19 protein-coding genes are annotated in these 22,626 nt (G+C 67.0%); 9 read left to right on the top strand and 10 right to left on the bottom strand.

Translation table 11 applies throughout. The annotated features are described in order from the left end of the window. Positions 1 to 3 precede the first annotated feature (3 nt). The 3 genes from ACNSTU_RS15325 to ACNSTU_RS15315 are packed head-to-tail and all read left to right on the top strand — an operon-like array spanning position 4 to position 2,656. Complete coding sequence (locus ACNSTU_RS15325) at positions 4 to 828, top strand: alpha/beta fold hydrolase (RefSeq protein ID WP_290634820.1); 825 nt, start codon at positions 4 to 6, stop codon at positions 826 to 828. Then, entirely contained in the window at positions 825 to 1,907 is a 1,083-nt protein-coding gene (locus tag ACNSTU_RS15320) for a phytoene/squalene synthase family protein (protein WP_290634822.1), read from the top strand. The genes ACNSTU_RS15325 and ACNSTU_RS15320 overlap by 4 nt, the downstream gene beginning before the upstream one ends. Then, a complete protein-coding gene (locus ACNSTU_RS15315) occupies positions 1,889 to 2,656 on the top strand; it encodes a VacJ family lipoprotein (protein ID WP_290634824.1) in 768 nt (255 codons plus the stop codon). Before ACNSTU_RS15320 ends, ACNSTU_RS15315 begins: the two co-directional genes overlap by 19 nt. Before the next feature lie 177 nt (positions 2,657 to 2,833). On the opposite strand, the gene ACNSTU_RS15310 is transcribed toward ACNSTU_RS15315, so the two are convergent. From ACNSTU_RS15310 to ACNSTU_RS15295, 4 genes are all read right to left on the bottom strand, one after another. Continuing rightward, complete coding sequence (locus ACNSTU_RS15310) at positions 2,834 to 3,706, bottom strand: fructosamine kinase family protein (RefSeq protein ID WP_290634826.1); 873 nt, start codon at positions 3,704 to 3,706, stop codon at positions 2,834 to 2,836. Then, entirely contained in the window at positions 3,687 to 4,610 is a 924-nt protein-coding gene (locus ACNSTU_RS15305) for a 5'-3' exonuclease (RefSeq protein WP_290634828.1), read from the bottom strand. Before ACNSTU_RS15305 ends, ACNSTU_RS15310 begins: the two co-directional genes overlap by 20 nt. Positions 4,611 to 4,757: 147 nt before the next feature. Further along, on the bottom strand, positions 4,758 to 6,476 hold the full coding sequence (gene leuA, locus ACNSTU_RS15300; RefSeq protein WP_418212575.1) for a 2-isopropylmalate synthase: 1,719 nt from the start codon (positions 6,474 to 6,476) through the stop codon (positions 4,758 to 4,760). Positions 6,477 to 6,828: 352 nt separating this feature from the next. Next, positions 6,829 to 7,458 (bottom strand): HNH endonuclease, encoded by a 630-nt coding sequence (locus ACNSTU_RS15295; RefSeq protein WP_418212573.1) that lies wholly within the window; start codon positions 7,456 to 7,458, stop codon positions 6,829 to 6,831. Between the two features lie 383 nt (positions 7,459 to 7,841). Between ACNSTU_RS15295 and ACNSTU_RS15290 the strand changes: the two genes are divergently transcribed. The 3 genes from ACNSTU_RS15290 to ACNSTU_RS15280 are packed head-to-tail and all read left to right on the top strand — an operon-like array spanning position 7,842 to position 10,684. After that, positions 7,842 to 8,978, top strand: a complete 1,137-nt coding sequence (locus tag ACNSTU_RS15290; protein WP_290634834.1) for a Re/Si-specific NAD(P)(+) transhydrogenase subunit alpha — start codon at positions 7,842 to 7,844, stop codon at positions 8,976 to 8,978. Next, positions 8,975 to 9,265, top strand: a complete 291-nt coding sequence (locus ACNSTU_RS15285) for an NAD(P) transhydrogenase subunit alpha (protein WP_091643174.1) — start codon at positions 8,975 to 8,977, stop codon at positions 9,263 to 9,265. The genes ACNSTU_RS15290 and ACNSTU_RS15285 overlap by 4 nt, the downstream gene beginning before the upstream one ends. 12 nt (positions 9,266 to 9,277) lie before the next feature. After that, positions 9,278 to 10,684 (top strand): NAD(P)(+) transhydrogenase (Re/Si-specific) subunit beta, encoded by a 1,407-nt coding sequence (locus ACNSTU_RS15280; protein ID WP_290634838.1) that lies wholly within the window; start codon positions 9,278 to 9,280, stop codon positions 10,682 to 10,684. A gap of 198 nt (positions 10,685 to 10,882) precedes the next feature. Here the strand turns inward: ACNSTU_RS15280 and ACNSTU_RS15275 are convergent, their stop codons facing one another. Together ACNSTU_RS15275 and ACNSTU_RS15270 are read right to left on the bottom strand one after the other, a co-directional pair. Then, positions 10,883 to 11,443 (bottom strand): TIGR02444 family protein, encoded by a 561-nt coding sequence (locus ACNSTU_RS15275; protein ID WP_418212572.1) that lies wholly within the window; start codon positions 11,441 to 11,443, stop codon positions 10,883 to 10,885. Positions 11,444 to 11,471: 28 nt separating this feature from the next. Continuing rightward, the gene (locus ACNSTU_RS15270; protein ID WP_418212571.1) at positions 11,472 to 12,065 is read right to left on the bottom strand and encodes a DNA-J related domain-containing protein; all 594 of its coding nucleotides are present in this window, start codon (positions 12,063 to 12,065) and stop codon (positions 11,472 to 11,474) included. A 352-nt stretch (positions 12,066 to 12,417) separates the two neighbouring features. Here ACNSTU_RS15270 and ACNSTU_RS15265 point away from each other — a divergent pair, with 352 nt between their 5' ends. From ACNSTU_RS15265 to ACNSTU_RS15255, 3 genes are all read left to right on the top strand, one after another. Then, on the top strand, positions 12,418 to 14,610 hold the full coding sequence (locus ACNSTU_RS15265) for a primosomal protein N' (RefSeq protein WP_290632691.1): 2,193 nt from the start codon (positions 12,418 to 12,420) through the stop codon (positions 14,608 to 14,610). Between the two features lie 104 nt (positions 14,611 to 14,714). Next, a complete protein-coding gene (gene argS / locus ACNSTU_RS15260) occupies positions 14,715 to 16,475 on the top strand; it encodes an arginine--tRNA ligase (protein ID WP_290637965.1) in 1,761 nt (586 codons plus the stop codon). An 18-nt stretch (positions 16,476 to 16,493) separates the two neighbouring features. Continuing rightward, on the top strand, positions 16,494 to 17,132 hold the full coding sequence (locus ACNSTU_RS15255) for an SPOR domain-containing protein (protein ID WP_290632687.1): 639 nt from the start codon (positions 16,494 to 16,496) through the stop codon (positions 17,130 to 17,132). A gap of 12 nt (positions 17,133 to 17,144) precedes the next feature. Here the strand turns inward: ACNSTU_RS15255 and ACNSTU_RS15250 are convergent, their stop codons facing one another. From ACNSTU_RS15250 to ACNSTU_RS15235, 4 genes are all read right to left on the bottom strand, one after another. Then, entirely contained in the window at positions 17,145 to 17,570 is a 426-nt protein-coding gene (locus ACNSTU_RS15250) for an SseB family protein (protein WP_290632685.1), read from the bottom strand. A 13-nt stretch (positions 17,571 to 17,583) separates the two neighbouring features. Beyond that, positions 17,584 to 18,486, bottom strand: coding sequence for an NAD(P)-dependent oxidoreductase (locus tag ACNSTU_RS15245; protein WP_366213608.1), 903 nt, complete (start codon positions 18,484 to 18,486; stop codon positions 17,584 to 17,586). Positions 18,487 to 18,494: 8 nt separating this feature from the next. Further along, entirely contained in the window at positions 18,495 to 20,375 is a 1,881-nt protein-coding gene (gene speA / locus ACNSTU_RS15240; protein WP_290632681.1) for a biosynthetic arginine decarboxylase, read from the bottom strand. 102 nt (positions 20,376 to 20,477) lie between these two features. After that, positions 20,478 to 22,616 (bottom strand): methyl-accepting chemotaxis protein, encoded by a 2,139-nt coding sequence (locus ACNSTU_RS15235; protein ID WP_418212570.1) that lies wholly within the window; start codon positions 22,614 to 22,616, stop codon positions 20,478 to 20,480. Between the last annotated feature and the right edge of the window lie 10 nt (positions 22,617 to 22,626).

The following is a 22,626-nucleotide window of genomic DNA, read 5'->3' as shown; positions in this document are numbered from 1 at the left end:
TGCATGGCTGAAGTCACAAACGAGGGGGTTCGCCTCTACTACGAAATCCACGGCGAAGGGACGCCGGTGGTGCTGCTCATGGGGCTGGGCGGCAGCGGACGGGCCTGGGGCCTGCAGCTACCGGACTTCGCCCGTCGCCACCGGACGGTCCTCCCCGACAACCGCGGCGTCGGCCGGTCCGACATGCCAACCGGGCCCTACACCATGGCCGGGTTTGCCGCCGACCTCGACGCGGTGCTCAACGCGGCCGACATCGACAGCGCCCACCTGGTGGGCGTCTCCATGGGCGGCCTCATCGTCCAGGAGTACTACCACCTCCATCCGCAACGGGTGCGCAGCATGACCCTGGTGGCAACGGGCGTTGGCCCGGCCGACCCGGCCTATGTGCCGCCGGAGCGGCACATCTGGGAGGTCCTTGAACTGGACCGGGCCACCACGGACGAGCGCACGATTGTCGAGCGCATGAACGCGACCTTCTACCATCCCGATTACCTGCAGCGCATCCCCGACCTGGCCGACCGTATCCTCCAGTTCCAGGCGCGCGAGCCGCAGCCGCCGCACGCCTATCACGCCCAGCTGGACTCGGCCGGCACGCACACTCTGAACAGCCCGCGGCTGGATCAGGTCAAGGTGCCCTGCTTGGTGGTGCACGGCGAGGACGACCGCGTCTGGCCGCCGGATAATGCCCGCTATCTGGCCACGCACCTGCCCGATGCGGAACTGGAACTGATGCCGCGCACGGCGCACATGCTGCCACTGGAACAGCCGCGGGCGTTCAACGCCCGGGTGCTTCGGTTCCTCGCCGACGTGGATGCCGATCAGCAATGACGGCCGAGGAGCGGACCCGCGACGCGGCGTTCCAGGAGCGCATGCTGGACGGTGTGTCGCGGACGTTCGCCCTGACCATTCCGCAGCTTCCGGCGCCACTGCGGCCCGCCATCGGCAACGCGTACCTGCTCTGCCGCCTGGCCGACACCATCGAAGACGCCGCCAGCCTGGACCCGGACGCCAAGCGCGAGCACCTGCAGGAGCTGGTGGCGGCGCTGGAAACACCAGGCGCCGGCGATACGTTCGGGGCCCGTCTCGCCCCCGCCATCACCGATGCCTCGGACGCCGAGCGGGAGCTGGTGGCGGGGGCAGAGCGGGTATTCCGTGTGTTCCGGGAACTCCCTGGCGAGCAGCGCATGCCCGTGCAACGGTGCCTGGCCATCATGGCGGACGGCATGGCGCGGTTCGCATACCACAAGTCACCCGCTGGCCTGCAGGATCTGCCTGCCTTCCGCGAGTACTGCTACTGTGTGGCGGGCGTGGTCGGGGAGATGCTGACCGACCTCTTCGCCCTGCAGGTCCCGGCCATTGCCGACGACCAGGATGCGATGCGTCGGCGTGCCGTGGCGTTCGGCCTCGGGCTGCAGATGACCAACATCCTCAAGGATGTCTGGGATGACCGGCAGCGGGGCGTTTGCTGGCTGCCCCGGGACGTGTTCAACCGCCACGGCTGCGCGCTGGACCCCGACGCCGCCTGGCATGACTCCGAGGCCTTCCAGGCCGGCATGCGCGAGCTGACGGTCATGGCCCACGGCCACCTGCGCGAGGCGCTCCGGTACACCCGGGGCATCCCGCCACGGCACCGCGGAATAAGGCGATTCTGCGCCTGGGCGATCGGTATGGCACTCTATACACTCAAGGCGATCCACCGGCGGCCGGGTTTCACCAATGCGCAGCAGATCAAGCTCTCGCGCGCCCGCCTGCGCGGGGTGATCGTGGGCTGCAACCTGACGGTCATCGACGACCGCCTGCTCACGGCCGCATTCCGCTGGGCGGCCAACGGCCTCCCGGCACCGCCCCGCCACCGGTCCGACCCGATGGCGAGCGACGAGGACACACCATGGACACGAACACGGTGACCCGCTTCCGGCGGCTGGCACGCGCCATTGCACTGGCCCTGCTCACGCTGGCACTGGCGAGCGGCTGCGCCAGTTCCGAGCCACCGCCGCCGGAACCGGAGGCGTGGGATCCCATCGAGCCGACCAACCGCAAGATCTACGCCTTCAACGAGCAGCTCGACCGCTTTGTTGCCAAACCGCTGGCCGATGGTTACGTATTCATCACACCGCGGTTCGTGCGTACCGGCGTCACCAACTTCTTCAACAACATGGGCGAGCCGGGCAACGCGCTGAACAATGTACTGCAGGGCAAGCCGGGGGACGGCGCGCGGGACACCGGGCGCTTTCTGATCAACAGCACCATCGGCCTGGCGGGGCTGTTCGACGTGGCGACCGCCCTGGGCATGGAACAAAACAACGAGGACTTCGGGCAGACTCTGGCCGTCTGGGGCACGCCGGAGGGGGCCTATCTGGTGCTGCCGGCATACGGCCCCAACACCACCCGGGACGTCAACGATATCCCCGTCTCCCTGGCCACGAACCCGGTCACTTACGCGGGCTGGGTGATTACCCTGCCGCTGTATGCGCTGGACCTGGTGAACACCCGCGCCCGCCTGGATCAGGCGGCGCGGTTCCGCAGCGAAGCGGCGCTGGACGAGTACGACTTCACCCGCTCCGCCTACCGCCAGTACCGGGACAACCTCATCTGGGACGGGGAACCGCCGGAGGCGGATTTCTTCGACGATCTCGACGACGATTTCGACTGGTAGCCTGCACCTTGAATGGTGGACCTGAAGGTCCACCCTACGACATACGGCCTCGTTGCCTGCGTCCTGGAAGGTGGACCTGAAGGTTCACCCTACGACCATACGGCCGCGGTCGGCGCACTCACCGTAGGGTGGACCTTCAGGTCCACCTTCCCCGGCACGGAACCGGCGGAAGGCCCATCACACCTCTGCGAGCAGCCGACCGATCAGGTGTTCGGCCTGGCTGGCGTACATGCCCCCGAACAGGTTCAGGTGGTTGAGCACGTGGTAGAGCTGGTAGAGGTCGCGCCTGACCGGGTAGCCGGCGTCCACGGGCCACACGGCGTTGTAAGCGTCGTAGGCCACATCGGGCAGGCGCCCGAACAGCTCCGACATGGCCAGATCCGTCTCCCGGTCGCCGTAGTAGACCGCCGGGTCGTACAGCACCGGCTGACGGGCATCATCGAAGGCGATATTGCCGGACCACAGATCACCATGGAGCAGCGACGGCGGCGGCCTGTAATCGCTGAACAAGGCCCCCGCCCGCTCGCACAGCCGCTCCCCGTCCCGCTGCAGGGCGCCGCCGCGGCCGTTGTCCGCCGCCAGCTGTAACTGGAACCGGAGACGCCGCTGCGTGTAGAAGTGGACCCAGTCGCTGTCCGGGGTGTTGATCTGCTCGGTGGAGCCGATGGTGTTGTCCCGGTGCCAGCCGTGGCGCTCCGCGGTTGTCCGGTGCATGTGTGCCAGCGACTCGCCCAGAGCGGCGTTGTCGCCACGCCCGTGGAGCGTCAACCATTCCATCACCAGGTAGCTGCGGCCGCCGGCCTCGCCCCAGGTCAACGGGCGCGGCACACGGATCGCACCGGCGGCGGCCAGTTCCTGAAGCCCCTCGGCCTCGGCCTCGAACATCGCCAGCGCACCGGCGTGGTTGAGCTTCACGAACCAGGCGCCGCCGCCCCCTTCGAGACGGTAGGCCGCGTTGATGCTTCCACCCCCCACCGGCGCCCGGTGACGCGTGGCGTATGCAGTGCCGGTGGCGCCGGCGATGGCGTCGTCAATTGCCGACCAGGGCATGCGCTTCTCCGTTGTCGATGCGAAGTGCCGCACGCCGGCGCACGCGCTCGGGGAGCGGCAGGGCGGCCAGCGCCTCCGGGTCGGAGGCCGCCACCCGGATGGTGTCGTGAACCGGGTCCAGCGGCGCGTCCCGCCGGATGGTCGCCAGCTCCCGCGACAGGAATGCCATCTCCCGGTGCTCCTCCAGCAGCCGGCGCACCCGTGCGGCACCACGCAGGGGCAACTGCGGGACAGCGTCCAGCCGCGCATAAATGCCCTCCAGATCACCCAGGTGCGCCAGCAGAACCTGTGCCGTCTTCGGCCCGACACCGGGGATGCCGGGGATGTTGTCGACACTGTCGCCGGCAAGGCCCAGCAGATCCGGCACCTGGTCAGCGCGCACGCCGAGCGCGTCGGCGACGCCGTGGCAATCCATGGTCCGCCGGCCGCTGGCGTCCACTAGCCGGTCACCCGACTCCAGGAGCTGGGCGTAGTCCTTGTCGGTGGTCAGGTAGCGCATGCTGAAGCCGTCGTCCCGGAACCGGTGGGCTACGGTGCCGATAAGATCATCGGCCTCGTAGCGGTCACTGCTGAGCGCGGTCACACCCAGAGCGCGCGTGAGCTGCTGGCAGATGGCAATCTGGCGCTTGAGGTCCGCGGGCGCCTCGGGCCGATTGGCCTTGTAAGCGGGGTAGGCGTCGTTGCGGAAGCAGGTGGTGAGGCTCTCGTCGAAGGCGGCCAGGGCGTGTTCGGGCGTCGCGTCCTGGAGCAGGTCCAGCAGGAAATTGCCGTAGCCGTAGACCGCGTTGGCCGGATCCCCGGCGTCGTCCACCAGGCTCTCGTCAATGGAGAACCAGGCCCGGAAGATGTAGACGCTGGCGTCGATCAGGTAGAGGAGTTGCATGGCGGGGAGTTTAGCACCCATGGGGTGGTGGATCGTTGGGTCGGCGGGACGGTGGACGTGAACGTCCACCCTACGGCTACGCGCTGAGCGTGGCCGGGGTACCCGTAGGGTGGACCTTCAGGTCCACCATCCACGCCCCACCACCCCTGATCGATCACCGTCACCGGCTCAGGCCGTCGTCTCCTTGCGCGCCGCCTTGAGCTCTTCGTCGCCGGCATCGTCCAGCACGCTGCGCCCGGCCAGACGGTTTACGGCGTTGAGCAGGGCATGCAGCGAGGCGGTGACAATGTTGCCGTGCCGGGCCACGCCGAACAGGCTGCTGCCGTCCGGGCCGCGCATCTCCACGTAGGCCACCGCCTGGGCGTTGGCGCCGGCGTTGGTGGCGTGCTCGGTGTAGTCTGCCACCTGCAGTTCCACGCCCGTGTGCTTCGACAGCGCCGCCACGAAGGCGTCGATGGGGCCGTTGCCCTGAGCGGCGATGATCCGCTCCTCACCGTTGTCACGGATGGTGGCGGTGAGCTTGTCGTTGCCTTCGGCGTCGGTGCCTTCGCGGTAGTCCACCAGCTCGAACGGGCGGGTCACGTCCATGTACTCCTGCCGGAATGCCTCCCAGATCTCCGGTGCGGTAAGTTCGCGCCCGGTGTCGTCGGTGACCTTCTGGATCACGTGACTGAACTCGATCTGCAGCCGGCGCGGCATGGTCATGCCGTAGTCGCGCTCCATGAGGTAGCTGATGCCGCCCTTGCCCGACTGACTGTTGATGCGGATGACCGCCTCGTAGCTGCGGCCGACGTCCTTCGGGTCGATGGGCAGATAGGGCACCTCCCAGGTGCCGCCCCTCGCCTGGGCCGCGAACCCCTTCTTGATGGCATCCTGGTGCGAACCGGAAAACGCCGTGAATACCAGCTCGCCGGCATAGGGGTGCCGAGGATGGATGGGCAGCTGATTGCAGTACTCCGCCAGGCGCACGACTTCGTTGATGTCACCGAAGTACAGCTCCGGGTGGACGCCCTGGGTGTAGAGGTTCATGGCCAGGGTGACCAGGTCGACATTGCCGGTGCGCTCGCCGTTACCGAACAACGTGCCCTCGACCCGGTCGGCCCCGGCCATCACGGCCAGCTCGGCCGCCGCAACGGCGGTGCCGCGGTCGTTGTGCGGATGCACGGAGAGGATGATGCCGTCGCGGCGCTGCACGTTGCGGGCGAACCATTCGATCTGGTCGGCGTGGATGTTGGGCGTCGACACCTCCACGGTGGCCGGAAGGTTGATGATGACCGGCTTCTCCGGCGTGGGCTGCCAAACCGCGTTGACCGCATCGACGATCTCGAGGGCGTAATCCAGCTCCGTCTGGGTGAAGCTCTCCGGCGAGTACTGGAACAGCCAGCGGGTCTCCGGCTGCTGCGCCGCCAGCGCCTGCACCTGCTTCGCGCCTTCCACGGCCAGTTCGGTAATGCCGTCGCGCTCCATGCCGAACACGACACGGCGCTGCACGGTGGAGGTGGAGTTGTACAGGTGGAGGATCACGTTCGGCGCACCGCGCACCGCTTCGAACGTCCGCTCGATGAGTTCCGGGCGCGCCTGGGTCAGCACCTGGATGTAGACGTCATCAGGAATCAGGTTCTCTTCGATGAGCATCCGGCAGAAGTCGTAGTCGGTCTGCGATGCCGCCGGAAAGCCGACTTCGATCTCCTTGAAGCCGATGTCGAGCAGCGCATGGAACATGCGGCGCTTGCGCTCGCCGTCCATGGGCTCGATCAGGGCCTGGTTGCCGTCGCGCAGGTCCACGCTGCACCACGCGGGTGCCTTGTCGATCACATGGTCGGGCCAGGTTCGGTCCTTGAGCCCGACCTGCGGGAAACTTCGGTACTTGGTGTCTGGTTGCTTCAACATGGTTGTTCACCCCTGGGAAATCCGTTGCCTGTCACGTCAGCGCGCATGCATGCGTCACGGCCACCGGGCAGGGCGAGGGCTGGCAAGCCGGCAATGGCTCCCGCACGCTGCACCGCCCGATGACCGCGGGGCAGTCGCAGTAGCGCCAGCAATAGTGCACAGAAAACCGGGGAATGCGGCATATGCCGCCCGATATGGCGAGTGCTGCGGTGACAACTGGAAGAGGACATGATGAACAACCTTGCTGCGAAGCGGAACGAAATCGGCTGACCCCGGCTCTCTCTCAGGAGGCCGGGCGAAGCAGTCGCAGTCGTAGCAGGCTCGCGTTCAGGTTCATCATGTCTCAACGCTAGTCCGATGACGCGGGAAGGTCAACCCCCGCCTCGCTCCTGACCGTTCGGTTGCGCAGCGGGCTCGTCCGCGGGAAGTGCGCACGCAGGAACTCCATCTGGTCGGCGAGGATACGGCGCCCCTTCAGATAGATGTATTCGGCGTGCGTGGGTTTGAAGGGCACCGCCAGGAGCTGCATCCTGGCCTGCTCCGGCGTCCGCCCCGCCTTGTCGTTGTTACAGCGCTTGCAGGCGGTGACGACATTGGTCCAGACGTCATGGCCGGACTGGCTGATGGGCGTGACGTGGTCGCGGGACAACCCGGTGGTCGGGAAATGAGCGCCGCAGTACATGCACAGGTAGTCATCGCGCCGGAACAGCGCCTTGTTGTCCAGCGGCGGGGTATAGCCGGCATGCCCCTTGAGGGTAGCCTGGACGGTGCCGTTGGTGGCGATGATGGAGTTGAGTTCGAGCACGCTGCGCCGCCCCGTGGCCGCGTTGAAGCCACCCCGCACGGTGTACAGCAGGCGCCCGCAGCTGTAGACCACCTGCTCCATGTAGTACAGGCGTGCCGCTTCCTGATAGGTAATCCACTCGAGCGGCATGCCGGAGACATCCGTCCGCAGAATCTGATTACTCAGGTCTAGCATGCCACGCGCTCCCGTGAAGCGACCGGTCAGCCACTTCTCATATATCACAGAACTGGCGGCAAAAGGCAAATAAATACAGCTGGTAACGGCCCCCGGATCGGTGTTCGCGAGCGGCCTGGAAGCGGCGATCTGTCGCGGCCCTGCAGGCCAGTTCCTTCAAATGCGCTGTGACATGCGTTATTCTTTCGAGGCCAGCGCGGCCGGTTTATCCGACCGCGCTTTTTTGTCCGGGACTGCGGTAGTTGGGGGGAGGCGGCCCGTCCCGAGAGCTCGCCAGACGAGTGATTTCCGTTGACAGCTCCGGTTCTCCCGGAGCAGCGGGAAGGGCCTGCCGCAGCAAACTTCACGGACCAACCCTGTTGGAAAGACGGGAGACATACATCATGGCAATACGTGTAGCCGTGCCCAAGGAAACCCAGACGGGCGAACGTCGGGTGGCCCTTGTGCCGAGCGTAATCAAGCAGCTCGACAAGCTCGGCGTTGAGATTCTGATGGAGTCCGGCGCCGGCAAGGAGAGCGGCTTCAACGATGACGCCTATGAGGGCGTCAGGATCGTCGAGTCGGCGGACGAACTCTACAAGGACGCCGACGTCACCCTGAAGGTACAGCCACCGACCGTCGAAGAGGCCGGCAAGCTCAAGCAAGGCAGCATCGTGATGGGCTTCATGGCCCCGCACGAGGGTGACACCCGCATCAAGACGTTCACGAAGAACAAGGTCACGAGCTTCTCCATGGAGCTGGTGCCGCGCATCACCCGGGCCCAGTCCATCGACGCACTGTCATCCCAGGCCTCCATCGTCGGCTACAAGTCGGTGCTGCTGGCCGCGAACATGATGCCGAAGCTGTTTCCGATGCTCACCACGGCCGCCGGTACCATCCGGCCGTCCACCGTGGTTGTCATTGGCGCCGGCGTCGCCGGCCTCCAGGCCATTGCCACGGCCAAGCGGCTGGGCGCAGTGGTCGAGGCCTACGACGTGCGGTCCGCCACCAAGGAGCAGGTGGAGTCGCTGGGCGGCAAGTTCATCAAGACCGGCGTCTCGGCGGAAGGTGAAGGCGGCTACGCCCGCGAGCTCACCGATGAGGAGAAGCAGCAGCAGGCGGATGTGCTCGCCGACCACGTGGCCAAGGCCGACGCCGTGATCACCACGGCCGCGATCCCCGGCAAGCCCGCCCCGAAGCTCATCGACAAGGCCACCGTGGAGCGCATGAAGCGCGGTGCCGTCATTATCGATCTGGCGGCGGAGACCGGCGGCAACTGCGAAGTGACCAAGGCCGGCAAGGAAGTGGACCACAACGGTGTCATCGTCTACGGGCCCAAGAACACGGCCAGTGCGCTGTGCCAACACGCCAGCGAGATGTACTCGCGCAACCTGTACAACTTCCTGGCGCTGATCGTAAAGGATGGCGAACTGGCTCTGGACTGGAACGATCAGGTGCAGACGGACAGCTGCCTGACCCACGACGGCGAAATCAAGCACGGTCCCACCCGTGACCGCCTGGAAGGAGGCAAGAAGTCATGATCGAGGGTTTCACTGCACTCTACATCTTCATGCTGTCCGCGGTGGCGGGCTATGAAGTGATTTCCCGCGTACCGGTCATCCTGCACACGCCGCTGATGTCCGGCTCCAACTTCATCCACGGCATCGTCGTCGTCGGCGCAATGATCGTGCTGGGGCACGCCGCCACACCCATGGAACAGCTGATCGGCTTCATCGCCGTGCTGCTGGGTGCCGGTAACGCCGTCGGCGGTTACGTGGTCACCGAACGCATGCTCGAGATGTTCAAGAGCAGCAAGAGCGAAGGCTAAGGGGGCAGGGGAATGGAAACGTTGATTCAACTGAGTTATTTCCTGGCTGCCGTCCTGTTCATCGTCGGGCTCAAGGCCATGAGTTCGCCGAAGACGGCGCGCAAGGGCGTCATGTGGGCCGGCGTCGGCATGGTGCTGGCGGTCGTCGTCACGCTGTTCCACGGCGACATCCAGGGCTTCTCCAACTATCTGCTCATCTTCATCGCCCTCGCCATCGGCAGCTCGCTGGCATGGGTGACCGCCAAGCGGGTGCAGATGACCGAGATGCCGCAGATGGTGGCGCTGTACAACGGCATGGGCGGCGGCTCGGCCGGTGCCATCGGTGCCGTGGCGCTGATGGAAGCGCAGCGCAAGCTGGTGGAGTCGGGTGACAGTGTCATCCATCAGCAGATGGGCGCCGACATCGCCGTGCTGGCGGTCCTTGGTGGCCTCATCGGCACCGTGGCGTTCTCGGGCTCCCTGGTCGCATGGGCCAAGCTTGACGGCCGCATGCAGCGCAACAGCCTGATGCCCGCCCAGCAGATCGTGAACATCGTCCTGTTCGCGGCCATGGTGCTGGCCGGGATCTGGGTGCTGTTCAGCGGCGGCATGACCTCCATTGTGGTGTTCTTCGCCCTGGCGCTGGTGTTCGGCGTGTTCATGACGGTGCCCATCGGCGGTGCCGACATGCCGGTGGTGATCTCGCTGTTCAACGCCCTGACCGGACTGGCGGTCGGCTTCAAGGGCTTCGTGCTCGGCAATGCCGCGCTGATCATCGCCGGTACGCTGGTGGGTGCTGCGGGCATGCTGCTCACGCACCTGATGGCCAAGGCCATGAACCGGCCGATCTCCAACGTGCTGTTCAGCGGCTTCGGCACTCAGGCGACTGGCGGGGACGGCCCCGAAGGCGAGATGACGGAAATGGGCGCGGAAGATGCCGCGTACACCATGGCCTACTCCGACAGTGTCGTCATCGTGCCCGGCTACGGCATGGCCGTGGGTCAGGCGCAGCACAAGATCTGGGAGATGGTCCAGGGGCTGCAGAGCCGCGGCGTGGACGTAAAGTTCGCGATCCACCCGGTGGCCGGCCGCATGCCGGGCCACATGAACGTGCTGCTCGCCGAAGCCGGCGTGCCGTACGACATGATCTACGACATGGAAGAGATCAACGAGGACTTCAAGCTCACCGATGTGGTCCTCGTCATCGGCGCCAACGACGTGGTCAACCCGGCCGCCAAGACCGACGAGTCCAGCCCGATCTACGGCATGCCCATCCTGGATGTGGAAGATGCCGAGCAGGTACTGGTCATCAAGCGCGGCAAGGGCACTGGCTTCTCCGGCGTGGAGAACCACCTCTTCTACGGCGACAAGACCAAGATGGTCTTCGGCGACGCGCAGAAAGTGGCCAGCCAGATGGCATCTACCGTCAAGGATCTCTGATCCGGACCGGGTCGTACCGATGAGAAGGCCGCCTCCGGGCGGCCTTTTTTGTGTGTGGTATGCCATGGGACCGGGCAGCCGGGTGGGGATGGTGGACCTGAAGGTCCACCCTGCTCGCTCCTACGTGTTCCGGTGGCCCGAAAGACGGCGTTGTCACGGTAATCGTAGGGTGGACCTTCAGGTCCACCAAGGCACATCTCAACCGGTTGACCCGACCCCGATTACTTCGCTCACGGCCCGGTCCGGCGCCGTATCACCCAGCGCCAGGAAGAATTGCCGCAGGCCGGCCCGCAGCTCGCGGCTGTCGTGAACAGGGATCGCGGCCAGATACCGCGCCACGGCCATACGGCAGTCCCGGTCGGCTCCATCCGGAGCGCCGCGGGCGTCGGCGGGCTGGAGGAGATGCACCACCCGCCGCTGGACGAACCGCTCCAGAGCCAGTTCCTGGGTGAGAAGATCCCGCCGGAGGGCGGCGGCGGCATCGTCCTGCCGCGCGAGGCCCCGCAACCCATTGCGCGCCTGCCGGTAGGGGCGCAACACGTCCCGTTCCAGCGCTTCGCCAACGGCGGCAATCGCTGCCGCGGCCTCGCTCGTGACCGGACCATGTCCGGCCCGTGCACTCCACACCAGCGTCAGCATGGCACTCACGCTGACTCCCGCCTCGTCCTGCAATCCGAGGCAGGCCTCCATCATGCCCGGCAGCCCGTAGAGATGGACCATGCCCTGCCAGGCGGCGTCACCGTCAACGATGGTCGACACGTCGTCGCACTTCTGCCCCGCGTTCGGCTTACACACTGGTGATCAACAGCATGCGCGCCTCGTTGAGGCGCTGCAGGGTGTCCGTATCGCCGCCCTTGTCGGGGTGATGCTGCTGAGCAAGCTGACGGTACCGGCGAGTGACCTCCTCCACGCCCGCAGGCTCGTCCAGGCCGAGCAGCTCAAGCGCCTCGTGGCGCCGCTCCCCGGCATCCAGCCGGCGCCAGAATCCACTCAGCATCGCCTCCACCGTCGCCCGGTCCATGGTGTCCAGGTTGTCCAGGTCCATGTAGTAGTCCCGCAGCGAATCGCCGGCAACCACGGCCTGGCCGGACGCCGACTCGCTCCCGGCCGACGCATCATCGATACCGATATCCAGGCAGTGGATCCGCAGCCATTCACCTTCCGCCGCCAGCTGCGCGCGTAGCCGGTACAGGCTGTGGAAGAGGATGAAATGGGTGCGGAACAGGTCCATGGGTTCCGCCAGATCGGCGCCCGCGAACGGAGCAACACCCTCGTCGCGCAGGCGAACGATCAGGGCGTGCTCGGTCTGGCCAGCCGGCGCCTCGCGGACCAGCGCCAGCACCGTGGTCATGAGCTGTGAATCGGAGTCGTCGTATTCCATGGGCGCAGTATACGTGCCCGGGCGTTGCCACTGGCAACGGGGAATGTTATGCACAGCAACATGGCGGCCGACACCGTCCCGCACCGCAACACTGCCCCATACGGGTCAGAATGCACTAACCCACTGTTTACACGGCTTATAACCGACACGGACGACCAACCATTGACAATCGCGCCGACGCCGTGAAAGGCCGGCCGCAGCGCGCGCGCAGCGATTCCTCCACAAGGTTATCCACAGGGTTGTCCCGCGTTGTGAGGCACACGACTGCGGTCGGCAGCGGTGCCATCGGTACCGCAATCACCGTTAGACTGCTGGACCATGCAACCACCATCGTGCCCTGATCGGAATCTTCATGCCTGACACAGTAGTCGTCCAGGTGGCGGTACCCGCGCCCATGGACCAGACACTCGACTATCTGCCGCCAGCCGACGGTACGCTGCCGGCAGCGGGGACGCGCGTCCGTGTTCCCTTCGGACGACGCCACGTGGTGGGCGTGGTTACCGGAGACAGCCGCCGCCCCAGGGTGGATGGCCGGCGACTGCGGGCGATCGGCGAGGTTCTGGATACCGCGCCCACCCTCCCGGACGACATTCTGCGGCTCGGGCTCTGGGCGGCCGGGTATTATCACCACCCGCCGGGCGAGGTGCTCACGGGCATGCTCCCGGCGCCGTTGCGCCAGGGTGGCCGCGCCGAGCGCAAGCCCCCGGAGTACTGGCAGCTCACAGCCGATGGCCACAGCTGCGATCGCGAGCGCCTGAGCCGCCGCGCGCCCCGCCAGGCGGCCGTTGTTGCCCGCCTCGCGGAGACGGCGGACGCACTCCCCACCGCCGCCCTGGCCGATCTGGACGGCGACTGGCGCGGCGCATTGCGCAAACTGGCCGAGCAGGGGTTGGTGGAACGGACAGCGCCTTCGGCAGGGCAGCCGACCGCGAACCCGACGGCTCTGAACGACGACCAGCAGCGCGCCGCCGAGGCAATCACCGCCTCCCTTGGCGGTTTCAGCGCGCATCTGCTGGAAGGCGTAACCGGCAGTGGCAAGACGGAGGTCTACCTGGCCGCCATGGACGCCGTGCTGGCGCGCGGCGAGCAGGTGTTGCTGCTGGTCCCGGAGATCGGCCTGACGCCACAGCTCATCGAACGGTTCAGCGCCCGGGTGCCGGGCCGGATTGCCGTCCTGCACTCGGCGCTGGCCGATGGCGAGCGCCAGGATGCCTGGCTGGCCGCCGCCAATGGCGACGTGGACGTGCTCATCGGCACCCGCTCGGCGCTGTTCACGCCACTTCCCCGCGCCGGGCTGATCATCGTCGACGAGGAACACGACCCGTCGCTGAAGCAGCAGGAGGGCTTTCGCTACAACGCCCGCGATCTCGCGGCGGTCCGGGCCCGCAACGGCGACTTCCCGCTGGTGCTCGGATCCGCCACGCCGTCGCTGGAGAGCCTGCACAACGCGCTGGCCGGGCGCTACCATCTGCTGGACCTGCCACGCCGGGCCGGTGCCGCCCGGCCACCGCGGCTGGAGTTGCTGGATATCCGCGGTCAACCGCTGGAGGCCGGGGTCTCCCGGCCGGTGCTCGCGCGCATGGATCAGCACCTCGCCAATGGCGGTCAGGTACTGCTGTTCCTCAACCGACGGGGCTACGCGCCGGTCCTGCTCTGCCACGACTGCGGCTGGGTGGCCAGCTGCCCGCGCTGCGACGCCCGCCTGACCTGGCACCAGCACGCAGGCCGGCTGCGCTGCCATCACTGCGGCCACGAGCGCCCGGTCAGCCGCCACTGCGAGGACTGTGGCAGTACCGATCTTCGTGACGTGGGCCAGGGTACAGAGAAGCTGGAGAAGGCGCTGGCGGAGCGACTCCCGGACACCGGCGTCGTCCGCATCGACCGTGACAGCACGCGCCGCAAGGGTGCCATGACGGACCTGCTGGACCGTGCCCGCCATGGCGACGGCCGCATCCTGCTAGGCACGCAGATGCTGGCCAAGGGCCACGATCTGCCGGATATCAGCCTGGTGGCGATTCTGGACTGTGATCAGGGGCTGTTCGGCGCCGATTTCCGCGCCCCCGAACGCATGGCGCAGCTCATTACTCAGGTTTCGGGTCGCGCCGGCCGCCGCGACCGGCCCGGCGAAGTCCTGCTGCAGACGCACCACCCGGAACACCCGCTGCTGGACACGCTGCTGAAAGAGGGCTATGGGCGGGTCGCCCGCACCATGCTGCAGCAGCGCCGGGACGCCGCACTGCCACCCCATACCCACATGGCCCTGGTGCGCGCCGAGGCTGTGGAGAGCCGCGCGCCCCACGCCTTCCTTGAAGAGGTGCGGCACCGTGGCGAAGCCCTGGCGGGGGACGACGTGCTCCTGATGGGGCCGGTCCCCGCGCCCATGGAGCGCCGGGCCGGCCGCTACCGCGCGCAGCTACTGATCCAGGCGCCAACGCGGGCGCCGCTGCACGAGCTGCTGACCCGACTGGTGCCGGGGCTGGCCGACCTGCCGGGGGCCCGACGTGTGCGCTGGTCCGTAGACGTGGACCCGCAGGACATGTTCTAGGTGGTTTCTGATTCCAGGTGGTTTCTGCGCACGGGTCGATTTGTGGGCGGCACCGCGAACCGGGATAATACCCCCCAATTCGGATTAACGGTCTGTCATCACCCATGAAAGAACAGCTTCGCAGTCTTATTGCCACGGCCGTGGACGGCCTGATCGCGGACGGCACGCTGCCCGCGGACACCCGGGTCGAGATCCAGGTGGAACGGGCCCGGGACAAGAGCCATGGCGATTACGCGGTGAATACCGCCATGGTGCTGGCAAAGCAGGCCCGCATGAAGCCCAGGGAGCTGGCCGAGCGCCTGGTCGCCGCCATCCCTGATGATCCGGGGGTCGCCGGCGTCACCATCGCGGGGCCCGGGTTCATCAACATCGACATCACCGCGGAAGCGGCCTACACCGCAGTCCGCGACGCGCTGTCCCGCGGCCAGGCATACGGCCGCGCCGACCTGGGTGCCGGGCAGCGCATCAACATCGAGTTCGTGTCCGCCAATCCCACCGGGCCGCTGCACGTGGGCCACGGCCGCGGCGCCGCCTTCGGCGGGGCCCTGGCGAGCCTGCTGGCCACCGCCGGCTACGACGTGCACCGCGAGTACTACGTCAACGACGCCGGCCGACAGATGGACATCCTCGCCACCAGCGTCTGGCTGCGTTACCTGGAGCTGGAGGGCGAGTCGCTGCGCTTCCCCGACAATGCCTACCGGGGCGATTACGTCCGCACCATCGCCCAACGGCTCATGCACCGGGAGGAGGACCACTTTCTGCATCCGGCCGAAGTGGTCTTCGCCGAACTGCCGCTGGATGCGTGCGAAGGCGGCGACAAGGAAGAGTACATCGACACCCTGATCGCCCGCGCGAAAACCCTGCTCGGGCCGGACGCATATGAAGTGGTCTTCGCCCTGGCACTGGAGACGGTGCTGGAGGACATCCGCGAGGACCTGGGCGCATTCGGTGTCACCTACGACGAGTGGTTTTCGGAACGCTCCCTCACGGACAGCGGCGCCGTGGACCAGGCACTGCAGAGACTGGACGAAGCCGGCCACCTGTACGAGTCGGAGGGCGCCACCTGGTTCCGCTCCAGCGCGTTTGGCGACGAGAAGGACCGCGTCGTGCGCCGTGAGAACGGGGCGGTGACCTACTTCGCCTCCGACATCGCCTACCACCTGAACAAGCTCGACCGCGGTTACGACCAGTGCATCGACATCTGGGGCGCCGACCACCACGGCTACGTGCCGCGGGTCCATGCGGCAATGCGGGCATTCGGCCACGAGCCGGACCAGCTGGACGTACGTCTGGTGCAGTTCGCCATTCTCTACCGCGGCAGCGAACGCATGCAGATGTCGACACGCTCGGGCCAGTTCGTCACGCTGCGGGAGCTGCGCGACGACGTGGGCGCCGATGCCGCCCGGTTCTTCTACGTCATGCGCAAACCCGAGCAGCACCTGGACTTCGACCTGGAGCTGGCCAAGTCCCAGTCCAACGACAATCCGGTGTACTACATCCAGTACGCCCACGCGCGCATCTGCAGCGTCATGGCGCAGCTGCAGGAGAAGGGGCTGGAGCACGACGACGCCAACGGCGACCGGCACCTCACGCGCCTCACCGAGCCACACGAAACCGAGCTGGTCAGCGCCATCGGCCGCTACCCGGAAGTGATCGAGATCGCCGCCGCGGCGCGGGAACCGCACCAGATCGCGCACTTTCTGCGGGAGCTGGCGAGCCATGTCCACACGTACTACAACGCACACCAGTTCCTGGTCGACGACGCCGACCTGCGGGACGCGCGCCTGAACCTGGTGCTGGCCGCACGCCAGGTCATCCGCAACGGGCTGCACCTGCTCGGTGTCAGTGCCCCGGACGCCATGTAAGGATCACGGACGCAGATCATGGCCAATACCAAACGCAGTACCGGCGCAAAGCGCAAACCACAACCGAAGCAGCAGGCCGCTGGCGGCTCCCGCATGGGTTGGTTCCTGAGCGGGCTATTGCCCGGCCTGTTCGTGGCGTTTCTGGTGCACATGCATCACGATCGGGACAGCGGCGTCATGAGCCCGTCGTCCTCCGGCGAGACCGCCCAGCAGCAGGGTGAGCGCAGCAGCGGCAGCAACCGCCCGCGCTTCGAATTCTACGAGCTGCTCTCGGAGATGGAGGTGGTGGTACCGGACGAGCCGGAGGACGAAGAGGCCGTCACGGCGATGCCGGATGCACCGGCCGCGCCAGAGCCGGAGGTCACCACCCCCGACCCGGCACCGGCAGAGCAGCCGGCCACGGCGGACGACGAGGAAACGCCCCACTACATGGTGCAGGCGGGTTCGTTTCAGTCCCACGAGGACGCCGATCGCATGAAGGCCAACCTGGCACTTATCGGCGTGCAGGCGAACATCGAAAGCGTGGAGGTGGACACCGGCGAGACATGGCACCGCGTGCGCATCGGCCCGTTCGCCGACCGCGACCGCGTGGATTCGCTGCGCAGCCAGCTGGAGGACAACAACGTCGACAGCATCCTGCTGCGCTCGCGCAGCTGACGGCCTGCCGCGCTACTGAAGCCGGCTCTCGCCGCCTTTCATGCCGCGGACCGCGTCGGGCGGTATGGTGAACCCCACCGCCCAGCCCGGATTGACCACCACGCCCATGCCATCCCAGGTGCTGTGCACCGCCCAGGCAAACGAGACCTCCACGGAGAAGGCGAACTCCGGGTGCTCCTCGGTCACCGGGTAGCCACGGGCCGGGGCGGTGAACACGGCCAGCAACCCTTCGCCATCGTCCCCCTGGAGCACCAGGGGCTGCACCCCTTCGGGGTGCTCCGACTCGGCGAACTCCTGGTCCACCAGCAGCGCCACCTGGCTTTCGGCCATGCGCTGCATGAACTCCACGGTTTCCATCTCGCCGGTGTGAGCCGCCAGCAGATCCTGCTCCAGATCGTTGAGCGGCTCGAACTCGGCGAAGCGCGTGTCGGTACTCATCTCACCTCCGGGACTACAGGGATTTCTTGTTGCCGCCGTTGAACAGCTCGCGCTTGTCGCGGTAGAGCGCGGAGATGTCCTCGTCGCCATAACCCGCAGCGAGCAGGCGGTCGTAGTGCTTGAGCGTCATCTCCACCGTCGGCAGCGCGACGTTCATGTTGTCCAGCATCTGGCGACAGATGGTGAGGTCCTTGTGGTGCAGGGCCAGCTTGAAGCCAGGCTCGAAGGTGCCCTTGACCATGGTCGGGCCGCGCATCTGCAGGAACCAGTTGCCGGCGGCGCCACCGCTGACCACGTCGATGACCTTGTCCATGTCCAGCCCCGACGCCTGGCCGAAGGCCAGCGCCTCGGTCACGGCCTGGTTGATGCCGGCACACATGATCTGGTTCACGGCCTTGGTCGCCTGACCGGAACCCACGTCGCCCATGTGCGTGGCGCTCTTGCCCATGGCGTCGAACGCCGGACGCAGCCGCTCCACCACGGTCGGGTCACCGCCGATCATGAACACCAGCTGCCCGGTCTGTGCGCCTTCCTTGCCGCCCGACACGGGAGCATCCAGGAACTCGACGCCGGCCGTGGCGAGTCTGGCAGCAGCCTGCTTGGCGGTATCCACGGCAATGGTGGAGGTGTCCACCACCGTCTTGCCGGCGGACAGCCCCGGTGCCATGGCGTCCATGACGGCCAGCACGTCCTCGTCCCTGGAGACGCAGGTGACGATGACGTCGCACTGGCCGGCCAGGGTCGCCGGGTCGGCCGCGGCCGCGACGCCCAGCTCGGCCGCAATCGCGTCCGCCTTGTCCGCGGAGCGGTTCCACACCGCCTCGAGCAGCCCCGCCTTGTGCAGATTGCGCGCCATTCCGGTGCCCATGGCACCCATGCCGATCACGCCGACTTTCATGTTCGTCACCTCCGTTATCTCCGGTCTCAGTCTTCCAGGTAGGTATAGCCCCGCAGGCCCGTCTCCAGCGCCTCCAGACACTCGCGCTGCCGGGACGCATCCAGCGACGCCGCCCTCACTTTCTGCTCATAGGCCTGCAGCAGGTCGTCTCGCCGGAAATGGACATAGTGCAGCACCTGCTCGACCGTATCCCCGGCCACGGGCTCGCTGAGCCGGTAGCCGTCACCGTCCAGGTGCACGTTGATGGCCGCGGTGTCGCCGAACAGGTTGTGCATGTCACCGAGGATCTCCTGGTAGGCGCCGACCATGAAGATCCCGAGCCGGTAGGGTGTGCCCGGCCTGAACGGCGGCAGGGGCAGGGTGCTCTCCACGCCCTCGCCATCCACGTAGTACTGGACGCTGCCATCCGAGTCGCAGGTGAGGTCCTGCAGCACGGCGCGCGCCGTGGGCCGCTCGTCCAGCCCCGCCAGAGGCAGGATCGGGAAGACCTGGTCGATGGCCCAGACGTCGGGCATGGACTGGAAGATCGACAGATTGCAGAAGAGCTTCTGCGCCAGCTTCTCGTTGAGTTCGTCCAGCACTTCCCGGTGATTGCGGGCGGTGGGGCTGAGCTGCCCCCGGACCTGGCGGCAGATGGCCGTGTACAACTGCTCCGCATGGGCACGCTGCTGCAGGCCGAGCACGCCGTGGGTGTACATGGCCTGCGCCTCCTGCAGGCCGTGGACAGCATCGTGATAGCGCTCGATCGGGGAACGCCCGGCGGCTTCCGTCAGGGTCTGCCAGAGGTCGGCGAGCACCTGCGGCCCACCGTCGCCGGGGGCTTCGGCACGCTCTTCGCCGGGGCTGTCGTGGTCGATGACGTTGGTCAGCAGCACCGCGTGATGGGCGGTGAGCGCCCGGCCGGACTCGGAGATGATGTCCGGGTGGGGCAGGTCGCGCTCGCTGCAGATTTCCCAGAGCGCGTGCACCACGTTGCTGGCGTACTCGTCCACCGAGTAGTTCATGGAACAGTAATTGCGGGAGCGGGTGCCCTCGTAGTCGACCCCGAGGCCACCGCCCACGTCCACGGTGGTCACGGGCACGCCAAGGGCGCGCAGCTCCGCGTAGTAGCGGGCCGCTTCACGCATGCCGCTGCGGATGTCGCGGACGTTGGGAATCTGCGAGCCCAGATGGAAGTGCAGCAGATCCAGGGTGTGCTCGAACCCGTCCGCCCGGAGCCGATCGACCACGCTCAACGCCTGGGATGCGCTCAAGCCGAACTTGGACTTCTCGCCGCCGGTGTTCTGCCACTTGCCGGCACCGATGGAGGCCAGCCGTACCCGCATGCCGAGCCGGGGGGTGACTCCGAGGCGCTGCGCCTCCGCCACCACCAGATCCGCTTCGCTGCGCTTTTCCATGACGATGCGCACGTCCATGCCCAGCTCCTGCCCCAGAAGCGCAAGGCGCACGTATTCGCGATCCTTGTAGCCGTTGCAGATGACCGTGCCGCCGGCCGGCGCCAGTGCAAGCACGGCCATGAGTTCCGGTTTGCTGCCGGCCTCGAGCCCAACCCGCTGCTCGCCCCGGGAGAGAATCTCTTCCACCACACGGCGCTGCTGGTTGACCTTGATGGGATAGACGGCGGTGTAACGGCCCTGGTAAGCGTGGGCCGCCATGGCAGACTGGAAGGCGTTGCAGAGGCTGTCCACGCGGTGGTGGAGGATATCCACGAACCGCACGAGCACGGGCAGCGACAACCCGCGCGCCTGGACGGCATCCGCGAGCGCGTCCAGGTCGATGGCGGTGCCGCCGCCCTGCCCGGAGGGCCGCACCACGACCCGCCCCTGGTCGCCGATGTCGAAATAACCGCCGCCCCAGTGCGCGGTGTTGTAAAGCTGGCGCGCGTCCTGGATGCTCCACTCGCCCATGATGCCGACTGTCTCCGCTGGTGTCCCCCGATCAGACGCAACCGGGCGCGACCCGGAGTCTCTCCGGATCGCGCCCGACAGCGCCGTATCAGGGTAACACCATCAGGTGCGGAAACGCCCCGCCAGCTCGCGCAGCTCGCCGGCCAGACGCACCAGCTCATCGTTGGCGCGGGCGACCTGTTCGTTGGAAGCGGCGCCCTCCCGAGCGATGTCACTAAGCCGGTTGACGCTCTCGTTGATGGTGTCGGCCACGGCACTCTGCTCCTCCGCGGCACTGGCGATCTGGGTGTTCATGTCCGAGATCTCCGAGACCGTGGAGTTGAGCGTCTCCAGCGCCGCGCCGGCTTCGCCCGCCTGGGTCACGCTGGTTTCCGCCTGCTGATGGCTCTCCTGCATTACCGCAACACCTTCGTCGGCGCCGGCCTGGAGCTTCTCGATCATCTCCTCAATCTCGCGCGCCGACGACTGGGTGCGGCTGGCCAGGGTACGGACTTCGTCGGCCACCACCGCGAACCCGCGACCGTGGTCGCCGGCGCGGGCCGCTTCGATGGCGGCATTCAGCGCCAGCAGGTTGGTCTGCTCCGAGACCTCCTGGATCACGGACAATACCTGGGTGATGTTGTCCGTCTGGTTCTTGAGATCGCCGATCACGCGCACCGCGCGCTCCACCGCATCGGACAGGCGACTGATGGAGCTGGCGTTCTGCTCCACCACGGCCGTGCCGTGCGTAGCCGCTTCACGGCCATTGTTAGCCAGTTCAGCGGCATGCTGGGTGTTGCGCGCCACTTCCTGGACGGTGGTGGCCATTTCGTTGATGGCCGCCGCCACTTCCTCGGTCTCGCTCTGCTGGCGGCCAGCGGCATCCTTGCTCGACGCAGCCAGCTTCTCCAGCGAGGACGACTGCTCCTGCACGCCGTGGGCCGTCTCCACGATGTTGCGGATCATGTCCTGGAACGTCGCCATCATCTGGTTGAAGGCGTTGGCGGTCTGCCCCAGTTCATCATCCCGGCCGGTATGGATCCGCATGCTGAGGTCGCCGGTCTGGCTGGCTTCCCCGCCCATGGTCTCCATCTGTCGACGCATCTGGCCGATGGGCTGGAGCACCCGCTGGACCGTGCGCAGGCCGAACACCACCAGCAGGGCGATGACGCCGAGGGTGACCACGAGGATGGCGTTGCGCCCGGCGGTTGCCAGGGTCTGGGCCGTGTCCACGGCGCTGTCGGCCTCCGCCATGACGTACGCCTCCAGGTCCCCCATGCTGGCCCGCATGTCGGCGGTGGCGGCGCGGACATCGCTCAACGCCTCGCTCTGGCGCTGTTCCAGTTCGAGCTGCTGCTGGCGCAACGCATATACGGAATCGTCGCCGTCCACCATCAACGCACCCATGGCGGCGATGATGTCGTGCAGCTCCCCGGCCATCTCGCGTTGCTGGCGGTCACTCCACTCCGAGTCCCGGATCTGCGCCGCCGACTGCAGGGCCAGATTCAACTGCTGATTGACCTCGTTTTGGCGCGTGCTGGTAAGCATGAATGGGTCGTTGATCAGTCGCAGGTTGCGGCCGAGCCCGGCCAGGTTGGCCACAGCGACCTGAATGTCGCCGCTGAGCCGGACAATATCCAGTCGGCGCTCGATCAGCCCTTCCACGAGCATGGGAGGCAGCGCACGAACATCACCACCGACCCGCTCCAGTTCGCCGCGCAGCTCTCGCTCCTGACGGACGCGACGCAGTGTGGCCTGACCCGCCATGCGCTCCGCCTGAACCAGTACCGTACCGATGTGCTCATCCATGGTGGCGACCTGGGCCTCGATCTCCTCCAGCAAGTGCAGGTAGTGCCGCCGGGTCTCCTCCAACGCCCGGTCGGCCTCCACCAGCGTGCCATAGCCGGTATCGAGGGACGCGGCCAGCTCCGCGGCGCGCTCGTCCTCTGCCGCAAGTTGCTCCAGATTCGTACTGGCGGCCTGGTAGTCGCGCTCCAGCTCGGCGAGCTGGATGGCGTCGTCGAGCCCCTGGACGCGCTCTGCGCCGATCAGCTCGGCATGGCGCTCACCGAACCCCGCCATGATGTTGCCGATGTCCGTGCGGGCGATCTGGTTCGGCAGCACTTCGCCGAGAATGTAGTCCTGGGTGTTTACCAGTCGGGCGTTGGAGACCAGCGCCACCGCAGCCAGCAACAGTGCGGCGACGATGGCGGTCCCGAACAGGCCCAACAGCATGGCGCGAATACTCAATTGCAGGCGCATGTCAGATTCT

Source organism: Aquisalimonas sp. APHAB1-3 (assembly GCF_048323695.1).
In the GTDB taxonomy this organism is placed as follows: Bacteria; Pseudomonadota; Gammaproteobacteria; order Nitrococcales; family Aquisalimonadaceae; genus Aquisalimonas.
The sequence above is the reverse complement of the archived record's forward strand: the minus strand, read 5'-3'. Positions and strand labels throughout refer to the sequence as shown.

What these genes read in the sequence shown, in the direction of transcription:
- ACNSTU_RS15325 (WP_290634820.1), top strand. Translation starts at nt 4, where the DNA reads ATGGCTGAAGTCACAAACGAGGGGGTTCGCCTCTACTACGAAATCCAC.
- ACNSTU_RS15320 (WP_290634822.1), top strand. Translation starts at nt 825, where the DNA reads ATGACGGCCGAGGAGCGGACCCGCGACGCGGCGTTCCAGGAGCGCATG.
- ACNSTU_RS15315 (WP_290634824.1), top strand. Translation starts at nt 1,889, where the DNA reads ATGGACACGAACACGGTGACCCGCTTCCGGCGGCTGGCACGCGCCATT.
- ACNSTU_RS15310 (WP_290634826.1), bottom strand. Translation starts at nt 3,706, where the DNA reads ATGCCCTGGTCGGCAATTGACGACGCCATCGCCGGCGCCACCGGCACT.
- ACNSTU_RS15305 (WP_290634828.1), bottom strand. Translation starts at nt 4,610, where the DNA reads ATGGGTGCTAAACTCCCCGCCATGCAACTCCTCTACCTGATCGACGCC.
- ACNSTU_RS15295 (WP_418212573.1), bottom strand. Translation starts at nt 7,458, where the DNA reads ATGCTAGACCTGAGTAATCAGATTCTGCGGACGGATGTCTCCGGCATG.
- ACNSTU_RS15290 (WP_290634834.1), top strand. Translation starts at nt 7,842, where the DNA reads ATGGCAATACGTGTAGCCGTGCCCAAGGAAACCCAGACGGGCGAACGT.
- ACNSTU_RS15285 (WP_091643174.1), top strand. Translation starts at nt 8,975, where the DNA reads ATGATCGAGGGTTTCACTGCACTCTACATCTTCATGCTGTCCGCGGTG.
- ACNSTU_RS15280 (WP_290634838.1), top strand. Translation starts at nt 9,278, where the DNA reads ATGGAAACGTTGATTCAACTGAGTTATTTCCTGGCTGCCGTCCTGTTC.
- ACNSTU_RS15270 (WP_418212571.1), bottom strand. Translation starts at nt 12,065, where the DNA reads ATGGAATACGACGACTCCGATTCACAGCTCATGACCACGGTGCTGGCG.
- ACNSTU_RS15265 (WP_290632691.1), top strand. Translation starts at nt 12,418, where the DNA reads ATGCCTGACACAGTAGTCGTCCAGGTGGCGGTACCCGCGCCCATGGAC.
- argS (WP_290637965.1), top strand. Translation starts at nt 14,715, where the DNA reads ATGAAAGAACAGCTTCGCAGTCTTATTGCCACGGCCGTGGACGGCCTG.
- ACNSTU_RS15255 (WP_290632687.1), top strand. Translation starts at nt 16,494, where the DNA reads ATGGCCAATACCAAACGCAGTACCGGCGCAAAGCGCAAACCACAACCG.
- ACNSTU_RS15250 (WP_290632685.1), bottom strand. Translation starts at nt 17,570, where the DNA reads ATGAGTACCGACACGCGCTTCGCCGAGTTCGAGCCGCTCAACGATCTG.
- speA (WP_290632681.1), bottom strand. Translation starts at nt 20,375, where the DNA reads ATGGGCGAGTGGAGCATCCAGGACGCGCGCCAGCTTTACAACACCGCG.
- ACNSTU_RS15235 (WP_418212570.1), bottom strand. Translation starts at nt 22,616, where the DNA reads ATGCGCCTGCAATTGAGTATTCGCGCCATGCTGTTGGGCCTGTTCGGG.